Genomic DNA, 18,809 nt, shown 5'->3' with positions numbered 1-18,809 from the left:
CCCAAAAGCCACCCGAACACTATCGACCGGCCATGTCCCGGTCCCCAATCAGGAGAAACCGCCATGCTGAGCTGGGACGAATTCGACAAGCCCGAAGAAGGCCAAACCCCCGCCCAACCGGCGAGCGCACCCAACGCCGCCGCACAGGGCCTTGAACACCTCGACGGCCAGGCCGCCGGCATCGTGCAGCAAGCCCGCGCCGTCGCCGCCGACGACTCCGCCGCCGTGGCCCGCGCCAAGGCCGCGCTGAACGCACTGGACATCCAGGAAGGCCTCGACGAGCTGGAAGGCTCCTCCGCCCGCGTGCAAGTCGGCGACAAGCAAATGATCAACGCCCGCGCCGACCTCAACCAGCTCGTGCCCTTCAAGTACGACTGGGCCTGGCAGAAATACCTCGACGGCTGCGCCAACCACTGGATGCCGCAAGAGGTCAACATGACCGCCGACATCGCCCTGTGGAAAAGCCAGGACGGCCTCTCCGAAGACGAGCGCCGCATCGTCAAGCGCAACCTGGGCTTCTTCTCCACCGCCGACAGCCTGGTCGCCAACAACCTGGTGCTGGCCGTGTACCGCCTGATCACCAACCCCGAATGCCGCCAGTACATCCTGCGCCAGGCCTTCGAAGAGGCGATCCACACCCACGCCTACCAGTACTGCATCGAATCGCTGGGCATGGATGAAGGCGAGATCTTCAACATGTACCACGAGATTCCCAGCGTCGCGAAAAAGGCCAGCTGGGGTCTCAAGTACACCCGCTCGATCTCCGACCCGATGTTCAACACCGGCACGGTGGAGACCGACAAGGAATTTCTGCGCAACCTGATCGCTTACTACTGCGTGCTGGAAGGCATCTTCTTCTACTGCGGCTTTACCCAAATCCTCTCCATGGGCCGCCGCAACAAAATGACCGGCACCGCCGAGCAGTTTCAGTACATTTTGCGCGACGAATCCATGCACCTGAACTTCGGCATCGACGTGATCAACCAGATCAAGATCGAAAACCCGCACCTGTGGGACGACGCCATGAAGGACGAAGCGACGCAGATGATCCTGCAGGGCACCCAACTGGAAATCGAATACGCCCGCGACACCATGCCCCGTGGCGTGCTCGGCATGAACGCCGCGATGATGGAGGACTACCTCAAATTCATCGCCAACCGCCGCCTGACGCAGATTGGCCTGAAGGAAGAGTACCCGGGCACCACCAACCCGTTCCCATGGATGTCGGAAATCATGGACCTCAAGAAAGAGAAGAATTTCTTCGAAACCCGCGTCATCGAGTATCAGACCGGTGGAGCGCTTTCGTGGGATTGATGGCACCCTGATATTGCGATACGGTTTGACCTACGCCCGCCATGGATGTAGGGGATGACCTGAATAAAAAGCCCCGCGTAGTGCGGGGTTTTTTATGGAGGACAAATGTCTGAGACTACCAACAAAACAACTAGAGATTTGCAGAACAAATTAAAGACTATTTATGAAACAAGAAAAATAACTCAGAGCTTCGAATATATTTATTATCTGCACCGCTCAACTGCGCATATCTGGCAAGAGCTGCTGAAAAAAGCCAAGATCCCTGCACATACTTTTATTTAATCTAAATTCACCCTCTTTTTACCCGAAACCCTTGGCCGGCGCGGTAATTTCAATATAGGAAGTCAAGATGAAAGATTGGAAAAGCCATCCTATTGCAATCGCAGCCATTGCAACTGCATCTACCGCCGCATTTTTCATTACCGTCGCCTCCCCCATCATTGAAAAGCAAAATATAAACAAAATTAAAAACCTAGAACAGCATCTAGCAACTCACAGGGAGAACCTAACAAAAAAGGAAGAAAGCCATAGATCCCAAATTCTTAATCTTGAAAACGAGCTAGCCGAAAAGGCAGAAGCCATACGCAAGCAAGACTCTGAAATCAGCTCATTAAAAAGCGATGTAGAGAAATACAAGAACGAAGACAGATTCTCTAAAGACACACCAATCCCAAAAGGACTGAGGAACCTCAGCCTGTTTTCGGAGTACAAAAAAATTTCAACGGAGTACCCTGAAGAAAAATTCAATGAAAACACCTATTACACACCAATAAAAATAAAAGACGCACTATTTAGCAAAGCAGTTTATTACCCCGCCAACTGCAAAGACAAAAAAATAATTACAGAAATAAGATTCTTGTACAGGGACAAATTCAATGATTACCAGGACGCAATAGAGACCAACAAGAAAAAAACAGAATACATCATTCTAGACATACCCAGCACTGAAGAAGTAAAACAAAGCAAAATAGAGCGCAAGAATGCCCTACTGAAAACATTTACCGAAATATACGGCCTTCCAATAGAATCAGAAAACCAAGAAGAAATTATCTTCATCATAAATGAAAGCATAGCAGCGATGATAAATGATATGGGGCTTCATATACTCTCTCGCTTTACCGACGAAGAGCTTAATAAAATCTGCAACGGACAGCTAATATGCCCCGTACCAAATACAAATGATGCAACTAGCCTAGGCACCCATTCCAAGGGCTGATAAAAAGAAAACGGGAACAAAAGTTAAAAGGGAACTGATTTATTTAAACCTGCCTTTTTTCGCAACCGCTACAAGCCGAACATATAAGGACTCCAATGCCCGGCATTCACGGAAAAAGGGGACAGATTTTTTAAATCCACCCCGTTTTGCCCGCCTCTCAAACCTTGCCACACGCAAAGCGCTGGGCAGCCGATGGCGTTATCCCCGGAACTTTCGCATTTGACTTGAAGGCTTGGGCAGCTCGTTCGGCGTGCTGCGCGGGGTTTACAGGTCCAGCAGCGGCGCCGGAATATCCAAGGCCTTTGCGATTCGCTCGCGCGTCGCCTTGCGGGGGCGCTCGGCGGTTTCCTGCTGCGCATAGGCGGGCTGCGAGATGCCGAGGCGCTCGGCCACCTCGGCCTGGGTCAGCCCCAGATGCCGGCGCCAGGCGGCGATGGCGATTATTTTAAAGGGGACAGATTTATTTAAACCTGCCTTTTTTCGCAGCCGCCACAAGCCGAACATATAAGGACTCCAATGCCCGGCATTCACAACGTTACCGCAACCTTCAAGGTCTTCCTGGACGACCTGAGTATCCGCCGTACTGCCGATCTGCAGCGACTGTCGCAGCTGAAAAATGGTTTCGAAGGCTGGCTGAAAATCGAGTTCTATCTTTGGCTGATTGCGCAATACGAACTGGAGCCCGACAACGAGGATATCGGCCTCGAGTACAAGGTCTGGCTGGACCAGCGGCGCAGCCAAATGGATCGAGACACCAAGCAATGCGACCTGTGGGTGCGCGAGGCCAGTGCTCGTGGCTTTCACTACATCGAACTGAAGGTCCCTTTCGCCAATACCAACCAGGGCAAGATGATGCTCAGTGCCTCGGATGACTTCTGGTATATGTCGCGTTTGCTTGCCAGCAACCAGTCAGTAGCCACCGGCAGCTCCATTCTGCTCGGAGTCGGTTTCACCGATGAGCGCTGGCGTCGGGCAATCGACGAGGCGGTGGAGTACGCAGGCAACGAGCTGGGTTGCGTGCAGACCGAAGTGGGCAGCCTGACCCTAGTGGCCGAGTTTCCACTGCGCTGGGCGGTAATGACCAAGACCTACCTTCAAGGACGTGACAACCTCGGCCTTGCCGAGCGCGCCGAGCTATCGGCACAACCCGTCGTTTCAGCGGTTCAGTTTGATCAATCGAGCGTCACTGGTTGAGCCAGTAGCTTGTATCCATGGTGGAAAACGCTTCGCGGTTTTCCACCCTACGTTCGGGATAGCAGCGGAGTGATGTATTTGTAGGGTGGACAACGCGTAGCTTGTCCACCATGCGTAATCTGCGTAACCGCGGCAGCCAATAGCCTGGAGATCCACGGCGGAAAACGCTTCTCGGTTTTCCACCTACGGGTTTGAGCTGGCATGGCGGATTCGTAGGGTGGACAACGCGCAGCTTGTCCACCATGTTTGCAATCCCCGCATGCTCAAGGACGAGACGTCATGCCCGACTACCGCCGTGCCCGGGTGCCTGGCGCCACCTATTTCTTCACCGTGAATCTGCATAACCGCAGCAGTGATTTACTGATCCGCGAAGTCGCGTTGCTTCGCGATACGGTTCGGGCCACCAAAGCTCGTCATCCTTTCCATATCGATGCCTGGGTAGTGTTGCCCGAACATATGCACTGCCTGTGGACGCTACCGCCCGGCGATGCCAACTTCGCACTGCGCTGGAAGGTGATTAAATTCGCCTTCGCCAAACGTCTGCCAATCACCGAGACGCTCACCGCAACGCAACAACGACGCGGCGAGCGAGGCATCTGGCAGCGGCGCTATTGGGAACACCTGATCCGTGACGAAGAGGACTATCAACGCCACTTCGACTACATCCACTACAACCCACTGAAACACGGCCACGTGCAACGATTGGTGGATTGGCCCTATTCGAGTTTTCATCGGGCTGTGGCGATGGGTATTTACGCTGAGGACTGGTGCGGTGACCCATCGTTGGATGAGAACAGCTACGGGGAGTGAGCTGGGCTGCTGGTGGAAAACGCTTCGCGGTTTTTCACCCTACGAACTGAAACACGGCCCTATTCGAGTTCATCGGGCTGTGGCGATGGGTATTTACGCTGAGAACTGGTGCGGCGACCCATCGTTGGATGAGAGCGGCTACGGGGAGTGAGTTGGGTTGCTGGCGGAAAACGCTTCGCGGTTTTCCACCCTACGGATTGGCCCTATTCCAGCTTTCATCGGGCTGTGGCGAGGGGCATTTACGCTGAGAACTGGTGCGACGACCCATCGTTGGATGAAAACGGCTACGGGGAGTGAGTTGGGTTGCTGGTGGAAAACGCTTCGCGGTTTTCCACCCTACAAACGTGACGCGGAGCGTTACCTGCTGTGTTCGTTGACCGTTCCTACGCTCCGCGTGGGAACGATCAATCTCCGCATCACCGAACCGCGCGCACTCAGGAAATATCGATCTGGTACCGAAATCCCTCGGCCCCGGCGCGGGACAGGCGGTATTCCAGCGGGGAGCGATCGTAGCCCAGCGCCGTACGCTCGATGGTGACCACCGGTGAGCCCTCGGCAACCGAAAGGGTCTTGGCCATGGCGCCACTGGCTGCGCCGACGGTGAGGGTTTCCTTGGCGGAGGCGATGCGCTGGCCGCACTGCTCTTCATAAAACGGGTAGAGCAGTTCGCCAAAATCTTCAGCGTCGATATCCAGCAACGCGCCGAAGCGTGACGCGGGCAACCAGATTTCTTCGTGGAACAGCGTGCGGTCTTCAATCATGCGCAGGCGCTTTATGTGGACGACCTGTTCGCCGTCTGGCAGCTCCAGGGCGGTGGCAACCGTCTGGGATGGCTCGTGCAACGTCTTGGACAGGATTCGGCTGGTGGGAATCTCGCGGCCGCCGTTGGCATCCACCTGGCGAAAGAAGCGCGCCAGCGACGCCTCGAAGTTGGGCCGGCGCACAAAGGTGCCGCGCCCCTGGCTGCGCAACAGCAGCCCTTCGTTGACCAGCGTATCCACCGCCTTGCGTACGGTGCCGATGGCCACGCCATAGAGTTTGGTCAGTTCCGCTTCGGTGGGAATGGCCGCCCCCGGCGTCCATTCGCCGGCGGCGATCTTGGCCAGCATTTCTTCGCGCAGGCGCTGATAGAGCGGCAGGCGTTCGTCGTATCCAAGTGTCGGGGCGTTCATATCGATCGATCCAGGTCCACACACGTCAAGCCACTTTAGCACCGACCCAGTGATTGACAGATATCCATCTTCGAATATATGGTCATCTATTCATATATATGACTACATGATCACTCGAATAATGGCACCTACCGATCGCAGGGCTTCGCAACCGAGGCCATGCACCCCACCGGCGGTTTGCCTCACAACAATCGACCAGGGTTACCTTGTTTATGACAGCCCATCACCCGCCTGCCCTCACGGGCGTCGACACGCACGCCCATATCTTTCGCCATGACTTGCCGATGGTGCCCAACCGTCGTTACAGCCCGCATTACGATGCGCTGGTGGAGCAGTACTTCGACCATCTGGACCGCAACGGCCTCTCCCACGGGGTGTTGATCCAGCCGAGTTTTCTGGGAACCGACAACAGTTTCATGCTCGATGCGCTACGGCGTTTTCCACAGCGGCTGCGCGCCGTTGCGGTGGTCGATGCGGATGTCAGCGACCAGGAACTGGACGCACTGGACAACGCGGGCGTGGTCGGCATCCGCCTGAACCTGGTGGGCAAGGCACTGGCCGATTACAGCGGCCCCGCCTGGACCGCGCTGTTCGAGCGGCTGGCCCCGCGCGGTTGGCAAGTGGAGATTCAACGCAGCATCGATGACCTGGCTTTGATCGTGCCGTCGATCCTGGCCAGTGGCGTCAACGTGGTGATCGACCATTTCGGGCTGCCGGCTGGTGGCATCGACCCAAACAACCCCAACCACCAGGCGTTTCTCGCATTGCTGGCTGACAAGCGCGTGTGGCTGAAGCTGTCCGCGGCCTATCGCAGCCAATCCGACTTAGCCCAGGCAGCTTGGCTAGTGCAACAGACTCGCCAGGCGAGCGGCGGCCTCGACCGCTGCCTGTGGGGCAGCGACTGGCCGAATACCCAGTTTGAGCAACACACAGATTATGACCAGCAGTTCGCCTTCATCGGGGCGTTACTCCCGGACGCCAGCGAGCGCGACCAGGTGCTGATGATTAACCCGAAGAAGCTGTTCGGCTTCGACGTCTCCCGCTAACGAATCAAAATAACAACAGGACTCTACTCACATGATGAGCATGCTCGTCGTCGCGGCGATCGTCGTCGCCGTCGCCCTTGGCTACAAGACCCGGATCAATATCGGCCTGTTCGCCATCGCCTTCGCCTACCTGATTGGCTGTTTCGGCATGGGTCTCAGCCCGTCCGAAATCATCGGCATGTGGCCGCTGAAGATTTTCTTCGTGATCTTTTCGGTCTGCCTGTTCTACAGCTTCGCCACCGTCAACGGCACGCTGGAGAAGCTGGCCGAACACCTGATCTATCAATGCCGGACCGTGCCGCAGTTGCTGCCGTTTGCGGTGTTCTTCACCGCGACGGCCATCTCGGCGATGGGCGCGGGGTATTACACCGTACTGGCCTTCATGGCTCCCATCACCCTGCTGCTCTGTCAGCGCACCGGCATGAGCCTGATTACTGGCGGGATGGCGGTCAACTATGGCGCGCTGAGCGGGGCCAACTTCGTGTCGAGCCAGAGCGGTATTATTTTCCGCGGCCTGATGGTGAACGCCGGCATCCCGGAAAACGAGGCTTTCATCAACGCAGCGGGGATCTTCGTCAGTACCCTGGTGATTCCGCTGGTGGTGATTTCCGTGCTGGTGTTCATGACCGGGCATGGCAAGGCGATGAAGGCCTCGGCCTACGTGGCGACCGCGCCGACGCCGCTCAACCGCGAACAAAAGATGACCTTGTGGCTGACCCTTTTGATGATGGCCATCGTGCTCGCGGCGCCTATTGCCAACATCATCCTGCCGGACAACGCCACGGTCAGCTTCATCAACGCGAAGATGGACATCGGCCTGATTGCCAGCCTGTTCTCGGTCATCGCGCTGCTGCTGAAACTGGGCGACGAGCGCAAGGCCATGGCCTCGGTGCCCTGGGCCACGCTCATCATGATCTGCGGTGTGGGCATGCTCATTTCGGTTGCCATCAAGGCGGGCACCATCGACCTGTTGGCATCGTGGATGGGTAATAGCATTCCGCCGATTATGGTGCCGGTCGTGTTCGGTGTGGTGGCGGCGTTCATGTCGCTGTTTGCCAGCACCCTCGGCGTTGTGACCCCGGCCCTGTTCCCGATGGTGCCGGCGATTGCCTCGACACTGGGCCTCGATCCGATGATTCTGTTCATCGCCATCGTCGTCGGTTCCCAGGCCACCTCGATCTCGCCCTTCTCCTCCGGCGGCAGCCTGATCCTCGGCGCCTGCCCCACGGAAGAAAGCCGCGCCTCGCTCTTTCCGCAGTTGCTGCTCCGCGCTGCGCCCTTGGGCTTCGTCGCGGCGCTGATCTTCAACGTGCTGCTGACCTTCGTGTATTGAGCCCGCGATTAGCCTGAGCCTCGCGCCAGGCTACTGCGTCGACGCACGTGGAAATCGTCTCCGCCCAAGGCCATGCCGATCCTCTCTGGAATGGCCCTGGGCGTTGCCGCACCTGAGTGATGTCACCGGGGCCGCACTGTCAGCGCCTCGGCACCGCAGCCCATTCAGGGCTAGGAGAAATCGGATGAAAGAATGGTTCGCTGACCTCAGCATGACCAAGAAGCTGGCCATCGGCTTTGGCTCGGTGCTTTTACTCACCGCTGCGCTGGCCGTTTCCGGCTGGTTCAGCCTGGGTGATGTAACGCGCCGCAGCACGCTGCTGGAGCAGATTGCCTCGCTGAACGAATCGCTGGCCGAGCTGAGAGTCACCCGCCTACAGTACATGCTCGACAACGGTGATGTGACATCGGCCGAGACCGTGGACCGTACGCTGGCAGGGTTTGAGCAGCGCCTCAACGAGATCCTGCCAAACTTCACTCGGCCCGAAAATGTGGCGTTTCTGCGCCAGCAAGCCGAGCAGATTCAGCTCACCCGCGCCTCGCTGCAGAAGATGCGTGCCGCCTATGCCGCAGGCACCGCTGCCCGCGCCGACATGGGTAAGCAGGCGGCATTGGCCAGCAAGCCCATCGACGATATGGGCAAGGCGGTGGAGCAGTTCTCGGCCTCTGATGGCAATCGCTATGCCGGGCTCGAGGCGATTTCCGACCTGCGCATGAACTGGCAGTTGGTGCGTTACCAGATGCGCGGCTACAACATAACGCCTACCGCCGCAGTCGCGGCTCAGGTCGAAAAGCAGATTGAGCGAGCTCGGCAATCGGCCGCACGCGTGCAAGAGGTACTTGGAGGGAATTTCGCCACTCAAGTGGGAGTCACCAAACAAGCACTCGACGGTTACCTGGTCGCACTCGAGGCCGTCGTGGCCCAGACCGAGGCGATTGCCACGGCACGCCAGGAAATGGCGAATCAGACCACGGAGATCAACCGTCTCGGCAAGGCATTGGCCCAAGCCCAGGACGCGTTACTCGAGGAAGATATTGCGCAAGCTCGACTCACCCAGCTCACGGTTGCGACCCTGGCCTTGCTGATCGGCCTCTTCGCTGCGTGGCAGATTACACGGCAAATCACCCATCCCCTGGCCGCGACGCTTGCGGTGGTCAGGAATATCGCCGCGGGTAATTTGACCGACCAGCGCCACATTACCCGTAAAGACGAAATTGGCGCCTTGCAGCAGGGCGTGATGAGCATGGCGGCGACCCTGCGCGAGCTCATCGGGGGCATTCGCGACAGCGTCACGCAAATGGCCAGTGCTGCCGAGCAGCTGTCAGCTGTGACCGAGCAGACCAGCGTCGGCATGAACGCTCAGAAGGTCGAAACTGACCAGGCCGCCACGGCCATGCACGAGATGTCCGCCACGGTGCAGGAAGTGGCACGCAATGCCGAGGATGCTTACCAAGCGGCCAGCGATGCCGATCGCGAAGCCCGCGCGGGCGACGCGGTGGTCAGCGAAGCTATCCAGCAGATCGAGCGCCTGTCCGACGAGATGCTCCGCTCTACCGACGCCATGGCCAAGCTGGAATCGGAAAGCAAACGCATCGGCAGCGTCATGGACGTGATCAAGACTGTGGCCGAGCAAACCAACCTGCTGGCGCTCAACGCGGCCATCGAGGCAGCCCGTGCGGGTGAAGCGGGACGCGGGTTCGCGGTGGTGGCCGACGAAGTGCGTGGCCTGGCACAGCGGACGCAGAACTCCACCGAAGAAATCGAACAGCTGGTCGCCGCGCTGCATCAGGGAACGCAACAGGTCGCCGGTGCGATGCACAATAGCCACAGCCTGACCGAAAGCAGCGTCGCACTTACCCGTAAGGCCGGGCTGTCGCTCACTCACATCACCGCCAAGGTCTCGAATATCCAGGCGATGAACCAACAGATCGCCGCCGCCGCCGAAGAGCAAAGCGCCGTGGCCGAGGAGATCAGCCGCAGCGTGATCAGCGTGCGTGACATCGCCGAGCAGACCGCTACGTCCAGCGATGAGACCGCTGCCTCAAGCATCGAACTGGCCCGCCTGGGTAACGAACTGCAGGCCATGGTCAGTCGCTTCCGTATCTAGGGCTGTTGAGGTCGTTTCCACCCTACGGGTTCGAGCTGGCATGGCGGATTCGTAGGGTGGTCAACGCGCAGCTTGCCACCATTGATCGTTCTCATGCTCCGCGTGGGAATGCAGCCCTTGACGCTACGGCGTCCACTGGTAATGCCTGCACACCGTGGCGGAAAACGCTTCGCGGTTTTCCACCCTACGAACTGTGCTGCCTGAACGCCCGGTACAATGCTTCCTTTGCCGTACCGACCCGGAGCCGCCGCCCTTCATGTTTACCCTCGCCCACCTGGACACCCCGCCGCCTGAATCCCTGAAAGCCCAGGTGCTGCAGATGGTGGTGGATTACCTGAGCGACATCAGCCCGGTATCGCTGACGCCCAGCAACCCACTGTTTCAGCTGTATCAATACGTGGTCGGCTACGAGGTTCATCTGTACCTGAAGAGCATGGACGGCGCCCAGCCCGGCAAGCCCAAGCTGATGCTGGCACTGGACGATGAAGACCCGGCCCGCGTGCTGGGTTTTGCTCTGTATCTGCCCTATGTGGATGACCCGGACGCCTGCGCTCTGGTGTACCTGGCGGTGCAGGCCAGTCATCGCCGCAATGGGATCGGCAGTGGCATGGTGGCGGAAATGGTGGCCCGCTATCCCCATGCCCAGGTGGCATGCGTGGCCGGCAAGGCGCCGTTCTTCGAGGCGCAGGGCTTTCAAGCCCTCGCCGCCCACGGCCCGCAGGTGCTGATGAACACCCGCCGCGAAGCCAGCCCAGGCGCCCTGGCCGTGCAGGATCTGGAACCGATCTACCGCTCCACCGAAGTACGCCAGATTCACACCTACCTGCTGAAACAGCACGGTCAGAAGGCCATGGGCGACGCCGAGAGAAAACGCGACCGTCTGCTCGACCAGCTGGCCCGCCAGGCCCAGGCGTATGTGGCCGAACGGCAGACGCCGCGCCTGCATTGATACAAGGATTCTGCGGGCAGCCTCGCCGTTTTTTCGACGCCACTGGCGGCCGCCCTACGACACCGCTGCGTGCGCCTGCCCCGGAAACTCATGCCTTTCAGTCAACAATCATTTGCCAATCCCAGGCTGTTTCATGCGGTTGCGCGCCGCTAATCTGCCGCCATCCATTTTGACGAGATGCCCATGAAAAACGTTCTACTCCTCAACGGCGGTAAACCATTCGCTCATTCCAAGGGCCAGTACAACAGTACGTTGCATGACGCGGCGGCGGCCTTCTTTGACCGCGCCGGGTTCGACATCAAGACCACCGAGATCGATGCCGGCTACGACGTGCAATCCGAGGTGCAAAAAATCCTCTGGGCCGATGTGGTGATCTACCAAATGCCCGGCTGGTGGATGGGCGCGCCCTGGACCGTAAAGCAGTATCTGGACGAGGTTTTCACTGCCGGTCATGGCAGCCTTTACGCCAGCGACGGCCGCACCCGTTCGGACGCCTCGCAGAAGTACGGCAGCGGCGGTCTGGTCCAGGGCAAGCGCTACATGCTGTCGCTGACCTGGAACGCACCGCAGCAAGCCTTCGACGACCCCAGCGATTTCTTTGAAGCCAAGGGTGTGAACGCCGTCTACTTCCCGTTCCACAAGGCCAACGAATTCCTGGGCATGAGCGCGCTGCCGACCTTCCTGTGCACCGACGTGATCAAACAGCCGAACATCGAGCGGGATGTCGCCCGCTACCAGCAACACCTGGCCGAGGTGTTTCAGGCACGCGGCTAGGCCGTGGCTCGGTGGACAACGCGCTGCTTGTCCACCGGATCAGCACCGCCGATGGCTTGATCGTCAGGGCCTTGAAGCAATCGCCTGCTCAACCGCTTTGAGCAACTCGGGAGCGTCGGGTTTGGTGCGGCTGGAGAAACGCCCGACCACCTGGCCCTGGCGGTCGATTACGTACTTGTAAAAGTTCCAGCGCGGGGCGGCGGTCTGCTCGGTCAAGTGCTTGAACAGCGGAATGGCCTGCGCGCCGGTGACCCGTTGCGGCTCGGTCATGGCAAAGGTCACGCCATAGTTCACGTAGCAGACCTCGGCGGTTTCGGCGGAGTCGTCGGCCTCCTGCAAAAAGTCATCCGACGGCACGCCGAGCACTTCGAGGCCATCCTCCTTGTAGCGCTGGTAGAGCGTTTCCAATCCAGCGAACTGACCCACGAAGCCGCAATGGCTCGCCGTATTGACCACCACCAGCGGTTTGCCCGCAAAGCGCTGGCACAGGTCGATACTGTCCTTGGCGCGCAGCTTGGGCAGTTCGCCCTGCAGCAACGCCGGGCACTCGGCAGCCCATATGGGGCCGGCAAGCGCAGCAAGCATAAGTGGCACGAGCAAAGCGCGGCAGTTCATGGTGGATGTCCCGTCAGTGGTGAGTCCGGCTTACGCTACGCGTGCATAGGAGCTGGGGCAATGCCCGTGCGGCCCGGAATCACTGCGCTGCCAAGCAGGCCCGGGCGTCCCCTACGGGTGGGTTATGCACACCGCGTTCCTGCCCCCGGATGGCCACCCCACTCCAGAAACTTACCTGCCCGCCACGCTTCCAATGCCATGGAGCGAACACCACGGCTAGGAGCGTCACCCTATGGACACGCGTCGCGCATGGTTGATCCTGCATGGCAAGCAGGCCTTGAACGAGGAAGTACGCGCCGCGGTACAGGCCCGGCGTGACGCTGGCTGGGAGTTGGCCGTGCGACTGACCTGGGAAGAAGGCGATGCTCGGCGCCTCGTGCAGGAGGCGGTGCAGGCGGGGTATCCGGTGATTATCGCCGGCGGTGGCGATGGCACGTTGCATGAGGTGATCGAGGCCATGGTCGAGTTCGAGGCTGACGCCAGCCTGGCGCTGCTGCCGTTGGGCACCGCCAATGATTTCGCCCGGGCTGCTGAGGTGCCGCTGGAGCCTGCAACGGCGCTGGACTTGCTGGAGGTCGCGCCGGTGCGCATCGACCTGGGCGAAGCCGAGGGACGCTGGTTCCTGAATATGGCCACCGGCGGTTTTGGTTCGATCATTACCGCTAACACCTCTGAAGACCTGAAAAAAGCCTTGGGCGGCGCAGCTTACCTGCTCACCGGCCTGACCCGCTTCAGCGAGGTGCGTTCCGCATTCGGCCACTTCAGCGGACCCGATTTCACCTGGGAAGGCGAATTCGTCGCCTTAGGGATTGGCAATGGCCGCCAGGCGGGCGGTGGGCATCTGCTGTGTCCGCAGGCGCTGGTCGATGATGGCCTGCTGGATATCTGCATCATCCCGGCACCGCAGGATCTTTCGCAGACCCTGACGACGCTGTTGTCCGGCGGCATCCTCGGCCTGGAGTCGGTGTCCGTCAGTGCGCGCCTTGCGTGGGTCGATGTGGAAGCCCCGGAAGGCCTGGACCTGAACTTGGACGGCGAGCCCATGCAAAGCGAACGCCTGCGCTTCAGCGTCCGCCCGCAGGCATTGGCAGTTCACTTGCCGGTTGGTTCGCCGTTGTTGAGCGCTGCGCGAAAGGGCGTGTAAAGCCTGCGTTCGCCTGGCTCAGTGAAGCCGCGTTTCGCCTCTGTAAACAGAAGCGTGTCTGGCGCTCGCGTCGCTTTCTCCAGCACCACTGGCCAGGGCAAAGCACGCAGCCGCACTCGGGCTTCCTGCCTAAGCTGTCGGCAGCACCCTCTTTTCAATGGGCTCACGCGTATCGACCCGTCACGCTCACGGCGCCTGAAACACCTCATCCAGCAGATCATTCATCGCCTGAAACGCCCGTTCAGCCACGATCGGGTGGTATTCGTTGCGCCCTGGTACGTTGGCGTAGGGGTCGGTGAAGGAATGCACCGCGCCGCCGTAGCTGACCAGTTGCCAATCGACATGGGTGGCGGCCTTCATCTCGGCGATGAAGCCGTCGACCTGCTCCTGCGGCACGCCGGGGTCGTTGGCGCCGTGCAGCACCAGCACCGGTGCCTTGATGTTGCGCGCATCGGCAGGGTTGGGCGTGTCGAGGTTGCCATGGAAGGAGACGAAGGCGTTCAGGTCAGCACCTGAGCGGGCCAGTTCCAGAATGGCCCCACCACCAAAGCAGAAGCCGATGGCGCCCAGTTTCTGGCTGTCCAGGGCAACTGTACCGGCCTGGGCTTTCAAGGCATCGACGGCTGCCTGGGTGCGCTTGCGCATTAGCGGGCGATCCGCGCGCAGGGTCGTGGCGGCGGCCCGGGCTTCATCGGGATTGCTGGGCCGGATGGCCTTGCCATACAGGTCGGCAATCAGCACCACATACTTGTCACTGGCCGCACGCGCAGCTTTCTCGGTCGCACGGTCGGTCACGCCCAGCCAGTTGGGCACCATGATCAACCCCGGGCGCGGGGTGGTCACCGCATCGTCGTAGACCAGCGTGCCCTCGAAGGTTTCGCCATCAATCTCATAGACCACCGGCTTGGCCACCACCGCCGCGTCGGCAATGCTGATCATGGCGAGAGACAAGGCCAGGACCGAGGGAAGCAATGTTGGGCTCATCTGCAATTCTCCATTGAGTTTGCCCACAACAGTAGCTGCTGCCACATGTCACAGTCCGAAGAACGCGGCTTACTCGCGTGAGGTGAGAAAAGCCGTCGGCGGTGAACCATCAGCGTTCAGCTGAAAGATCTCAGCCGGCCTGCCGCTGGGGTCGAGCACCAGCAGCCCGATGCCGCTGCCATTCCATAGGCGCTCGCCGGCCTGGCTGCGGTCAGGCACGCGCGGCACCACTTCCAGCCGACGGCGCTTGGTCAGCCAGTTCAGCGGTGAATGCGTCGCGTAGAGCCAGCGATTGAGGCGGTCGAACCAGTCGAGCAGACGCCGGGGGAATTCGTTCTTTATCCCGCTGCTGGTGATCTGCCAGAGCTGCGGGCCTGTCTCGCGGGCGCGAATGTGCAGCTCGTAGACGAACGAATAATGCACATCACCTGAAAGAATCACGTAATTACCCGGCGTGCGTGAATGGCGGAAGATATTCATCATCACGTGGGCGGCGCCGCGGTGGGCCATCCAGTTTTCCGCATCGACCAGCAGCGGATGACCCGCCCAGCTGAAGATGCGCTGCACCGCCTCGATCAGCTTGACCCCGAACATGGGTGTGGGCGACACGATCAGCACGGCCGGATGGTCCAGCAAATGCTGCTGGAATTCACTCAGCGCTTCCCAGTCCATCAGGCCCGAGGGCCGGCTCAGGTTGCGCTCGCTGCGCCAGCGACGGGTGCGGGTGTCCAGCACGACCAGCGGCGGTTCGGTGGCCAGTTCGTAACCCCAGCCGTGGAAGTGACGCAGAGCTTCGATCAGCCGATCCTGATGTGCGCGGTCCAGCCCGGTGCCGTCGACCACCTCCATCAACTGCTGCGTCTGTGCCAGCAGCTCGGTGAACCGCTCGGGCTGGTTGCCCCAGGCTTGGCACAGCAGGTAGGCGAGCAGCGCATTACCAATGATCCGCCGCGACAGCGGATGACCATAGGCGGTCTCTTCCCAGCGTGCGGAGAGGTTCCAGTCGTCGGTAATGTCGTGGTCGTCGAAGATCATCAGCGTCGGCATATGGGCCAGCGCTCGGGCGGCCCGTGGCAAACCTTGCCGGAAGGCCTGCAGGCACCCTTCTTCGCGCCGGTACCGTTCGGCCTGCTTGGCGGTGAGCGAGTTCGGTATGACGGGCGCGATCAGTGTCCAGCACACCGGCGACCAGACCAGCAGGTACATGGCCATGACTTCGGCGAAGGTGATCAGGTGGTTGTGCCCGTTGGCGGTGGTGAACACCGGTTTTTCCACCCCGCCAAAGAAGCGCTCGCGCAGCGCCTCGTTGGACTTGAACGCCGGCAGCAAATCCTCGCGCCGGTAATAGGTGGCCGGGTGGCGGAACAATTCCTCGCTGTCAGCCACCACCGCGCCTTCAAGCTGCTCGCCATACAACCCCAGCCGGTGGATCAGCGCATGAATGGCCACCAGCATCGGCCCGGCAACATCGTCGGCGTACACCTGATCGCCGGTCATCAACAACAGCGCCGGGTGGCCTTGCGGGTTATCGAGGTGCTGACCGAGCAGTTCATCGACACACAGCAGGCCGTCCTTAGCCGCGTGGTGTGGCTTGCGACACGAACCGTGCAACACGCGGTCCAGCCGCGACTTGATGACGAAGCTGGGCCGCTCCGTGCCCTCATGCAGCAGGTGCGGCGCCCAGTCGGCCATGCCCCGCTCCGCCTGCCCGGCTTCGTGCAGGATAAGGTCGTAGCCGATCAGACAGTCGGTGGGCAGTGGCTCGTCCAGCGCGACGTCGATCAGGTGCAGCACCGCCTCGCGGCCGATCTGCACCTGGTTACAGTTGGTCTCGTCCAGTGCGATGTGTTGCGCGCCGTTCATGGCGCTTTCGAGCAGCAGGCCAAGCTGCAGCGGGCGCGAGCCCACCAACCAGAACACCAGGCGACCCGGCTCGGCACGACGCAACAACGGACCCGCGAGAACAGCAGGCAGGATTTCGGAATGAACAGCGGAATCAATCTGGAATGGCATATGCGCGTAGCTAACGGAGGGTCGAGCGAGTGGAGGCATAGTGTGACAGCGTCGACACCTACTGTGTCGCTGCCGGGCGTCATTGCATCTGGCTTCGTGCTTGAGTTTCAACCAATCGGATCTAGGTTGAAGAGATTGCTAACCGACGGATTGGGTGCGTAGATGAAACGGATTTTATATGCGTACGTAGGGATTCTGGGGCTTGCCATCGTCGCCACCGGCGCGGTTGCCAAGGATTTTGCCTGCCTGATGGAAGGCAGCGCAGGCACCATGCGGGTCAAGGATTGCATCCATACCAACGAGCTGAGTGAAACTGAGCTCAAGAAAATGTGCGACGGTCTTTCCAAGACTGCCGAGGCACTCGGCGCCACGGCTGCAAAAATAACCTATCTCTCCTCCTGCCCGGCCGGCTACCAGGCCTCGTGTAAAGGGCTTTTCGGCAAGCCGATCACGGCCTACTACTACGAACATGATCCCATGATCGATCTGCCCAACGGCTGCGTCATGTTGGGCGGTGCCTTCAAGTAACACCGCGCCGTTGCACAAGACGCTGGAGCCGTAAAGCGATCAGGCCGGCACCGCCCTTGCGGCGTTCCCGAAGCGCAGCATCGTCACGCCACACAGCACCAGACCAACCACCGCCAGCACGCCGCCGACCACGCCAATGTTCGCCAGGCCCAACTGTTGGCTGACCACGCTGCCAAGCAACGCGCCGGCGCCGATTCCCACGTTGAAAATGCCGGAGAACAGCGACATGGCTACATCGGTGGCGTCCGAGGCATGGTGCAGCACCTTGGATTGCAGGGACAGGCTGAAACACAAGATGGCGATGCCCCACACCGCGCTCAGTACGCAAATGCCGAGCACTGAGCCGGCGGCCGGCAACAGCAGCAAGAGGCACAGCGCCAGGGCAAGGATGGCGCCGAACAGAAAACCCTGGGAATAGCGGCTGCTGTAACGGCTGAACAGCAACGAGCCGAAAATGCTCGCGCCGCCGAACAGCAGCAGGATGAAGGTGGTCATGTTGCCGCTGAGCTGCGCCACCTGCCGGGCAAACGGCTCGATGTAGCTGTAGGCGGTGAATTGCGCGGTGATGACCACAGCAGTCAGCACATAGATCGAGACCAGCGCCGGACGCCTGAACAGCACCGGCAGGCTCTGCAGCGAGCCGGAATTCTGACTGGGCAGCAGCGGCAAGGTGCGCGCCAGGCACAGCAGGGTCAGAAACGCCAGCCCCGAGAGGGCCAGAAAGGTCATGCGCCAGCCGAGGATTTCACCGACCACCCGCCCCAACGGAATCCCCAGCACCATGGCCAGCGTGGTGCCCGTGGCCAACAGGCCCAGCGCTTGGGCGGCCTTGCCTGGCGGGGCCACGCGCACCGCCAGGGAGGCGGTGATTGACCAGAACACCGCATGGGAAAAGGCGATGCCGGTGCGGCTCAGCACCAGCACCTCATAGCTCCAGGCCACGCTGGAGAGCAGATGGCTGACGATAAACAACGCAAATACGCCGATCAGCAGCTTGCGTCGTTCGACGCTGCGCGTCAGCAGCATCAACGGCAGCGAGGTGAGCGCCACGATCCAGGCATACACCGTGAGCATCAGCCCAACCTGGGCGGTCGGCATCTCGAAGCTGTGGCCAATATCGCTGAGCAATGCGACCGGCACGAACTCGGTAGTGTTGAAAATAAACGCGGCCAGCGCCAGCGCGGCCACGCTGAGCCAGCTACCGCCTTGGGCGGCATTCACGGTAGTCGTCATGGAGGCAAATCAAAACCAGGCGGATCGAGCCAGAAGAAAACCAGGGCACGCGCGCGCATCGCAGGAATCCAGGCAACCGCAGGCAGGATCGCCAGGGCAACGGACTCAGGAGAACGAGGGGGCATCCTGAAAACGTGCGAATTCTATGCCTCGCGATGGCCCACCACAACGGCAGCGGGATACCGAACGTGCCAGCGGTCCGATCCGCTGTTCGGGAAGGGGCAGCCACCGTTCCGCTTGTCAGCTGCACGGGGGTGTTGCACGCGATGCGCGCCACCGCCAACTAAGCTCACTGCGCCTTCGAGACCACGGACAGGATGTCCGGGTGACCCTCCAACGGAGCCTCTGCCAGTGACGGTCGGGGGCAACGCCTCAAG

17 protein-coding genes and 2 pseudogenes are annotated in these 18,809 nt (G+C 60.3%); 13 read left to right on the top strand and 6 right to left on the bottom strand.

Annotation, left to right across the window (positions count from 1 at the left end):
- The first annotated feature begins 63 nt into the window (after positions 1 to 63).
- The 3 genes from ACTV8E_RS17335 to ACTV8E_RS17325 all read left to right on the top strand — a co-directional run bounded on the left by ACTV8E_RS17335 (position 64) and on the right by ACTV8E_RS17325 (position 2,530).
- The gene (locus ACTV8E_RS17335) at positions 64 to 1,314 is read left to right on the top strand and encodes a ribonucleotide-diphosphate reductase subunit beta (protein ID WP_443200301.1); all 1,251 of its coding nucleotides are present in this window, start codon (positions 64 to 66) and stop codon (positions 1,312 to 1,314) included.
- Between the two features lie 105 nt (positions 1,315 to 1,419).
- Entirely contained in the window at positions 1,420 to 1,596 is a 177-nt protein-coding gene (locus ACTV8E_RS17330) for a hypothetical protein (RefSeq protein WP_443200300.1), read from the top strand.
- Between the two features lie 67 nt (positions 1,597 to 1,663).
- Entirely contained in the window at positions 1,664 to 2,530 is an 867-nt protein-coding gene (locus tag ACTV8E_RS17325; protein WP_443200299.1) for a hypothetical protein, read from the top strand.
- 264 nt (positions 2,531 to 2,794) lie between these two features.
- Here the strand turns inward: ACTV8E_RS17325 and ACTV8E_RS17320 are convergent.
- A pseudogene (locus ACTV8E_RS17320) lies at positions 2,795 to 2,965 on the bottom strand (helix-turn-helix domain-containing protein); the annotation flags it as partial.
- 81 nt (positions 2,966 to 3,046) lie between these two features.
- Between ACTV8E_RS17320 and ACTV8E_RS17315 the strand changes: the two are divergent.
- Both ACTV8E_RS17315 and ACTV8E_RS17310 read left to right on the top strand, forming a co-directional pair.
- Complete coding sequence (locus tag ACTV8E_RS17315) at positions 3,047 to 3,724, top strand: hypothetical protein (protein WP_443200298.1); 678 nt, start codon at positions 3,047 to 3,049, stop codon at positions 3,722 to 3,724.
- Positions 3,725 to 4,003: 279 nt separating this feature from the next.
- The gene (locus tag ACTV8E_RS17310; RefSeq protein ID WP_251836594.1) at positions 4,004 to 4,534 is read left to right on the top strand and encodes an REP-associated tyrosine transposase; all 531 of its coding nucleotides are present in this window, start codon (positions 4,004 to 4,006) and stop codon (positions 4,532 to 4,534) included.
- A 434-nt stretch (positions 4,535 to 4,968) separates the two neighbouring features.
- On the opposite strand, the gene ACTV8E_RS17305 is transcribed toward ACTV8E_RS17310, so the two are convergent.
- A complete protein-coding gene (locus ACTV8E_RS17305; RefSeq protein WP_443200297.1) occupies positions 4,969 to 5,706 on the bottom strand; it encodes a GntR family transcriptional regulator in 738 nt (245 codons plus the stop codon).
- 212 nt (positions 5,707 to 5,918) lie between these two features.
- Between ACTV8E_RS17305 and ACTV8E_RS17300 the strand changes: the two genes are divergently transcribed.
- The 6 genes and pseudogenes from ACTV8E_RS17300 (at position 5,919) to ACTV8E_RS17275 (ending at position 11,915) form a co-directional block, all read left to right on the top strand.
- The gene (locus tag ACTV8E_RS17300) at positions 5,919 to 6,752 is read left to right on the top strand and encodes an amidohydrolase family protein (protein ID WP_443200296.1); all 834 of its coding nucleotides are present in this window, start codon (positions 5,919 to 5,921) and stop codon (positions 6,750 to 6,752) included.
- 31 nt (positions 6,753 to 6,783) lie between these two features.
- Positions 6,784 to 8,085, top strand: coding sequence for an SLC13 family permease (locus tag ACTV8E_RS17295; RefSeq protein ID WP_443200295.1), 1,302 nt, complete (start codon positions 6,784 to 6,786; stop codon positions 8,083 to 8,085).
- 184 nt (positions 8,086 to 8,269) lie between these two features.
- A pseudogene (locus ACTV8E_RS17290) lies at positions 8,270 to 9,337 on the top strand (methyl-accepting chemotaxis protein); the annotation flags it as partial.
- The gene (locus ACTV8E_RS17285) at positions 9,323 to 10,192 is read left to right on the top strand and encodes a methyl-accepting chemotaxis protein (RefSeq protein ID WP_443200336.1); all 870 of its coding nucleotides are present in this window, start codon (positions 9,323 to 9,325) and stop codon (positions 10,190 to 10,192) included. The pseudogene ACTV8E_RS17290 and the gene ACTV8E_RS17285, both read left to right, overlap by 15 nt.
- A 256-nt stretch (positions 10,193 to 10,448) precedes the next feature.
- A complete protein-coding gene (locus ACTV8E_RS17280; protein ID WP_443200294.1) occupies positions 10,449 to 11,141 on the top strand; it encodes a GNAT family N-acetyltransferase in 693 nt (230 codons plus the stop codon).
- A 183-nt stretch (positions 11,142 to 11,324) separates the two neighbouring features.
- The gene (locus ACTV8E_RS17275) at positions 11,325 to 11,915 is read left to right on the top strand and encodes an NAD(P)H-dependent oxidoreductase (RefSeq protein WP_443200293.1); all 591 of its coding nucleotides are present in this window, start codon (positions 11,325 to 11,327) and stop codon (positions 11,913 to 11,915) included.
- Positions 11,916 to 11,978: 63 nt separating this feature from the next.
- On the opposite strand, the gene ACTV8E_RS17270 is transcribed toward ACTV8E_RS17275, so the two are convergent.
- Positions 11,979 to 12,530: a glutathione peroxidase gene (locus tag ACTV8E_RS17270; protein WP_251836587.1), complete on the bottom strand. Its 552-nt coding sequence runs from the start codon at positions 12,528 to 12,530 to the stop codon at positions 11,979 to 11,981.
- A gap of 232 nt (positions 12,531 to 12,762) precedes the next feature.
- Between ACTV8E_RS17270 and yegS the strand changes: the two genes are divergently transcribed.
- A complete protein-coding gene (gene yegS, locus ACTV8E_RS17265; protein WP_443200292.1) occupies positions 12,763 to 13,674 on the top strand; it encodes a lipid kinase YegS in 912 nt (303 codons plus the stop codon).
- 186 nt (positions 13,675 to 13,860) lie between these two features.
- On the opposite strand, the gene ACTV8E_RS17260 is transcribed toward yegS, so the two are convergent.
- Together ACTV8E_RS17260 and ACTV8E_RS17255 are read right to left on the bottom strand one after the other, a co-directional pair.
- Entirely contained in the window at positions 13,861 to 14,658 is a 798-nt protein-coding gene (locus ACTV8E_RS17260) for a dienelactone hydrolase family protein (RefSeq protein WP_443200291.1), read from the bottom strand.
- 69 nt (positions 14,659 to 14,727) lie between these two features.
- Positions 14,728 to 16,671, bottom strand: a complete 1,944-nt coding sequence (locus ACTV8E_RS17255; protein ID WP_443200290.1) for an alkaline phosphatase family protein — start codon at positions 16,669 to 16,671, stop codon at positions 14,728 to 14,730.
- A gap of 162 nt (positions 16,672 to 16,833) precedes the next feature.
- Between ACTV8E_RS17255 and ACTV8E_RS17250 the strand changes: the two genes are divergently transcribed.
- Positions 16,834 to 17,199 (top strand): hypothetical protein, encoded by a 366-nt coding sequence (locus ACTV8E_RS17250; RefSeq protein ID WP_443200289.1) that lies wholly within the window; start codon positions 16,834 to 16,836, stop codon positions 17,197 to 17,199.
- A 39-nt stretch (positions 17,200 to 17,238) separates the two neighbouring features.
- On the opposite strand, the gene ACTV8E_RS17245 is transcribed toward ACTV8E_RS17250, so the two are convergent.
- Positions 17,239 to 18,432: a sugar transporter gene (locus ACTV8E_RS17245; protein WP_443200288.1), complete on the bottom strand. Its 1,194-nt coding sequence runs from the start codon at positions 18,430 to 18,432 to the stop codon at positions 17,239 to 17,241.
- Positions 18,433 to 18,809 lie beyond the last annotated feature (377 nt).

The organism is Pseudomonas sp. B392_1p, from assembly GCF_052245235.1.
Lineage (GTDB): Bacteria > Pseudomonadota > Gammaproteobacteria > Pseudomonadales > Pseudomonadaceae > Serpens > Serpens gallinarum.
Note: the sequence above shows the minus strand (reverse complement) of the source record. Positions and strands in the feature narration are given on the sequence as shown.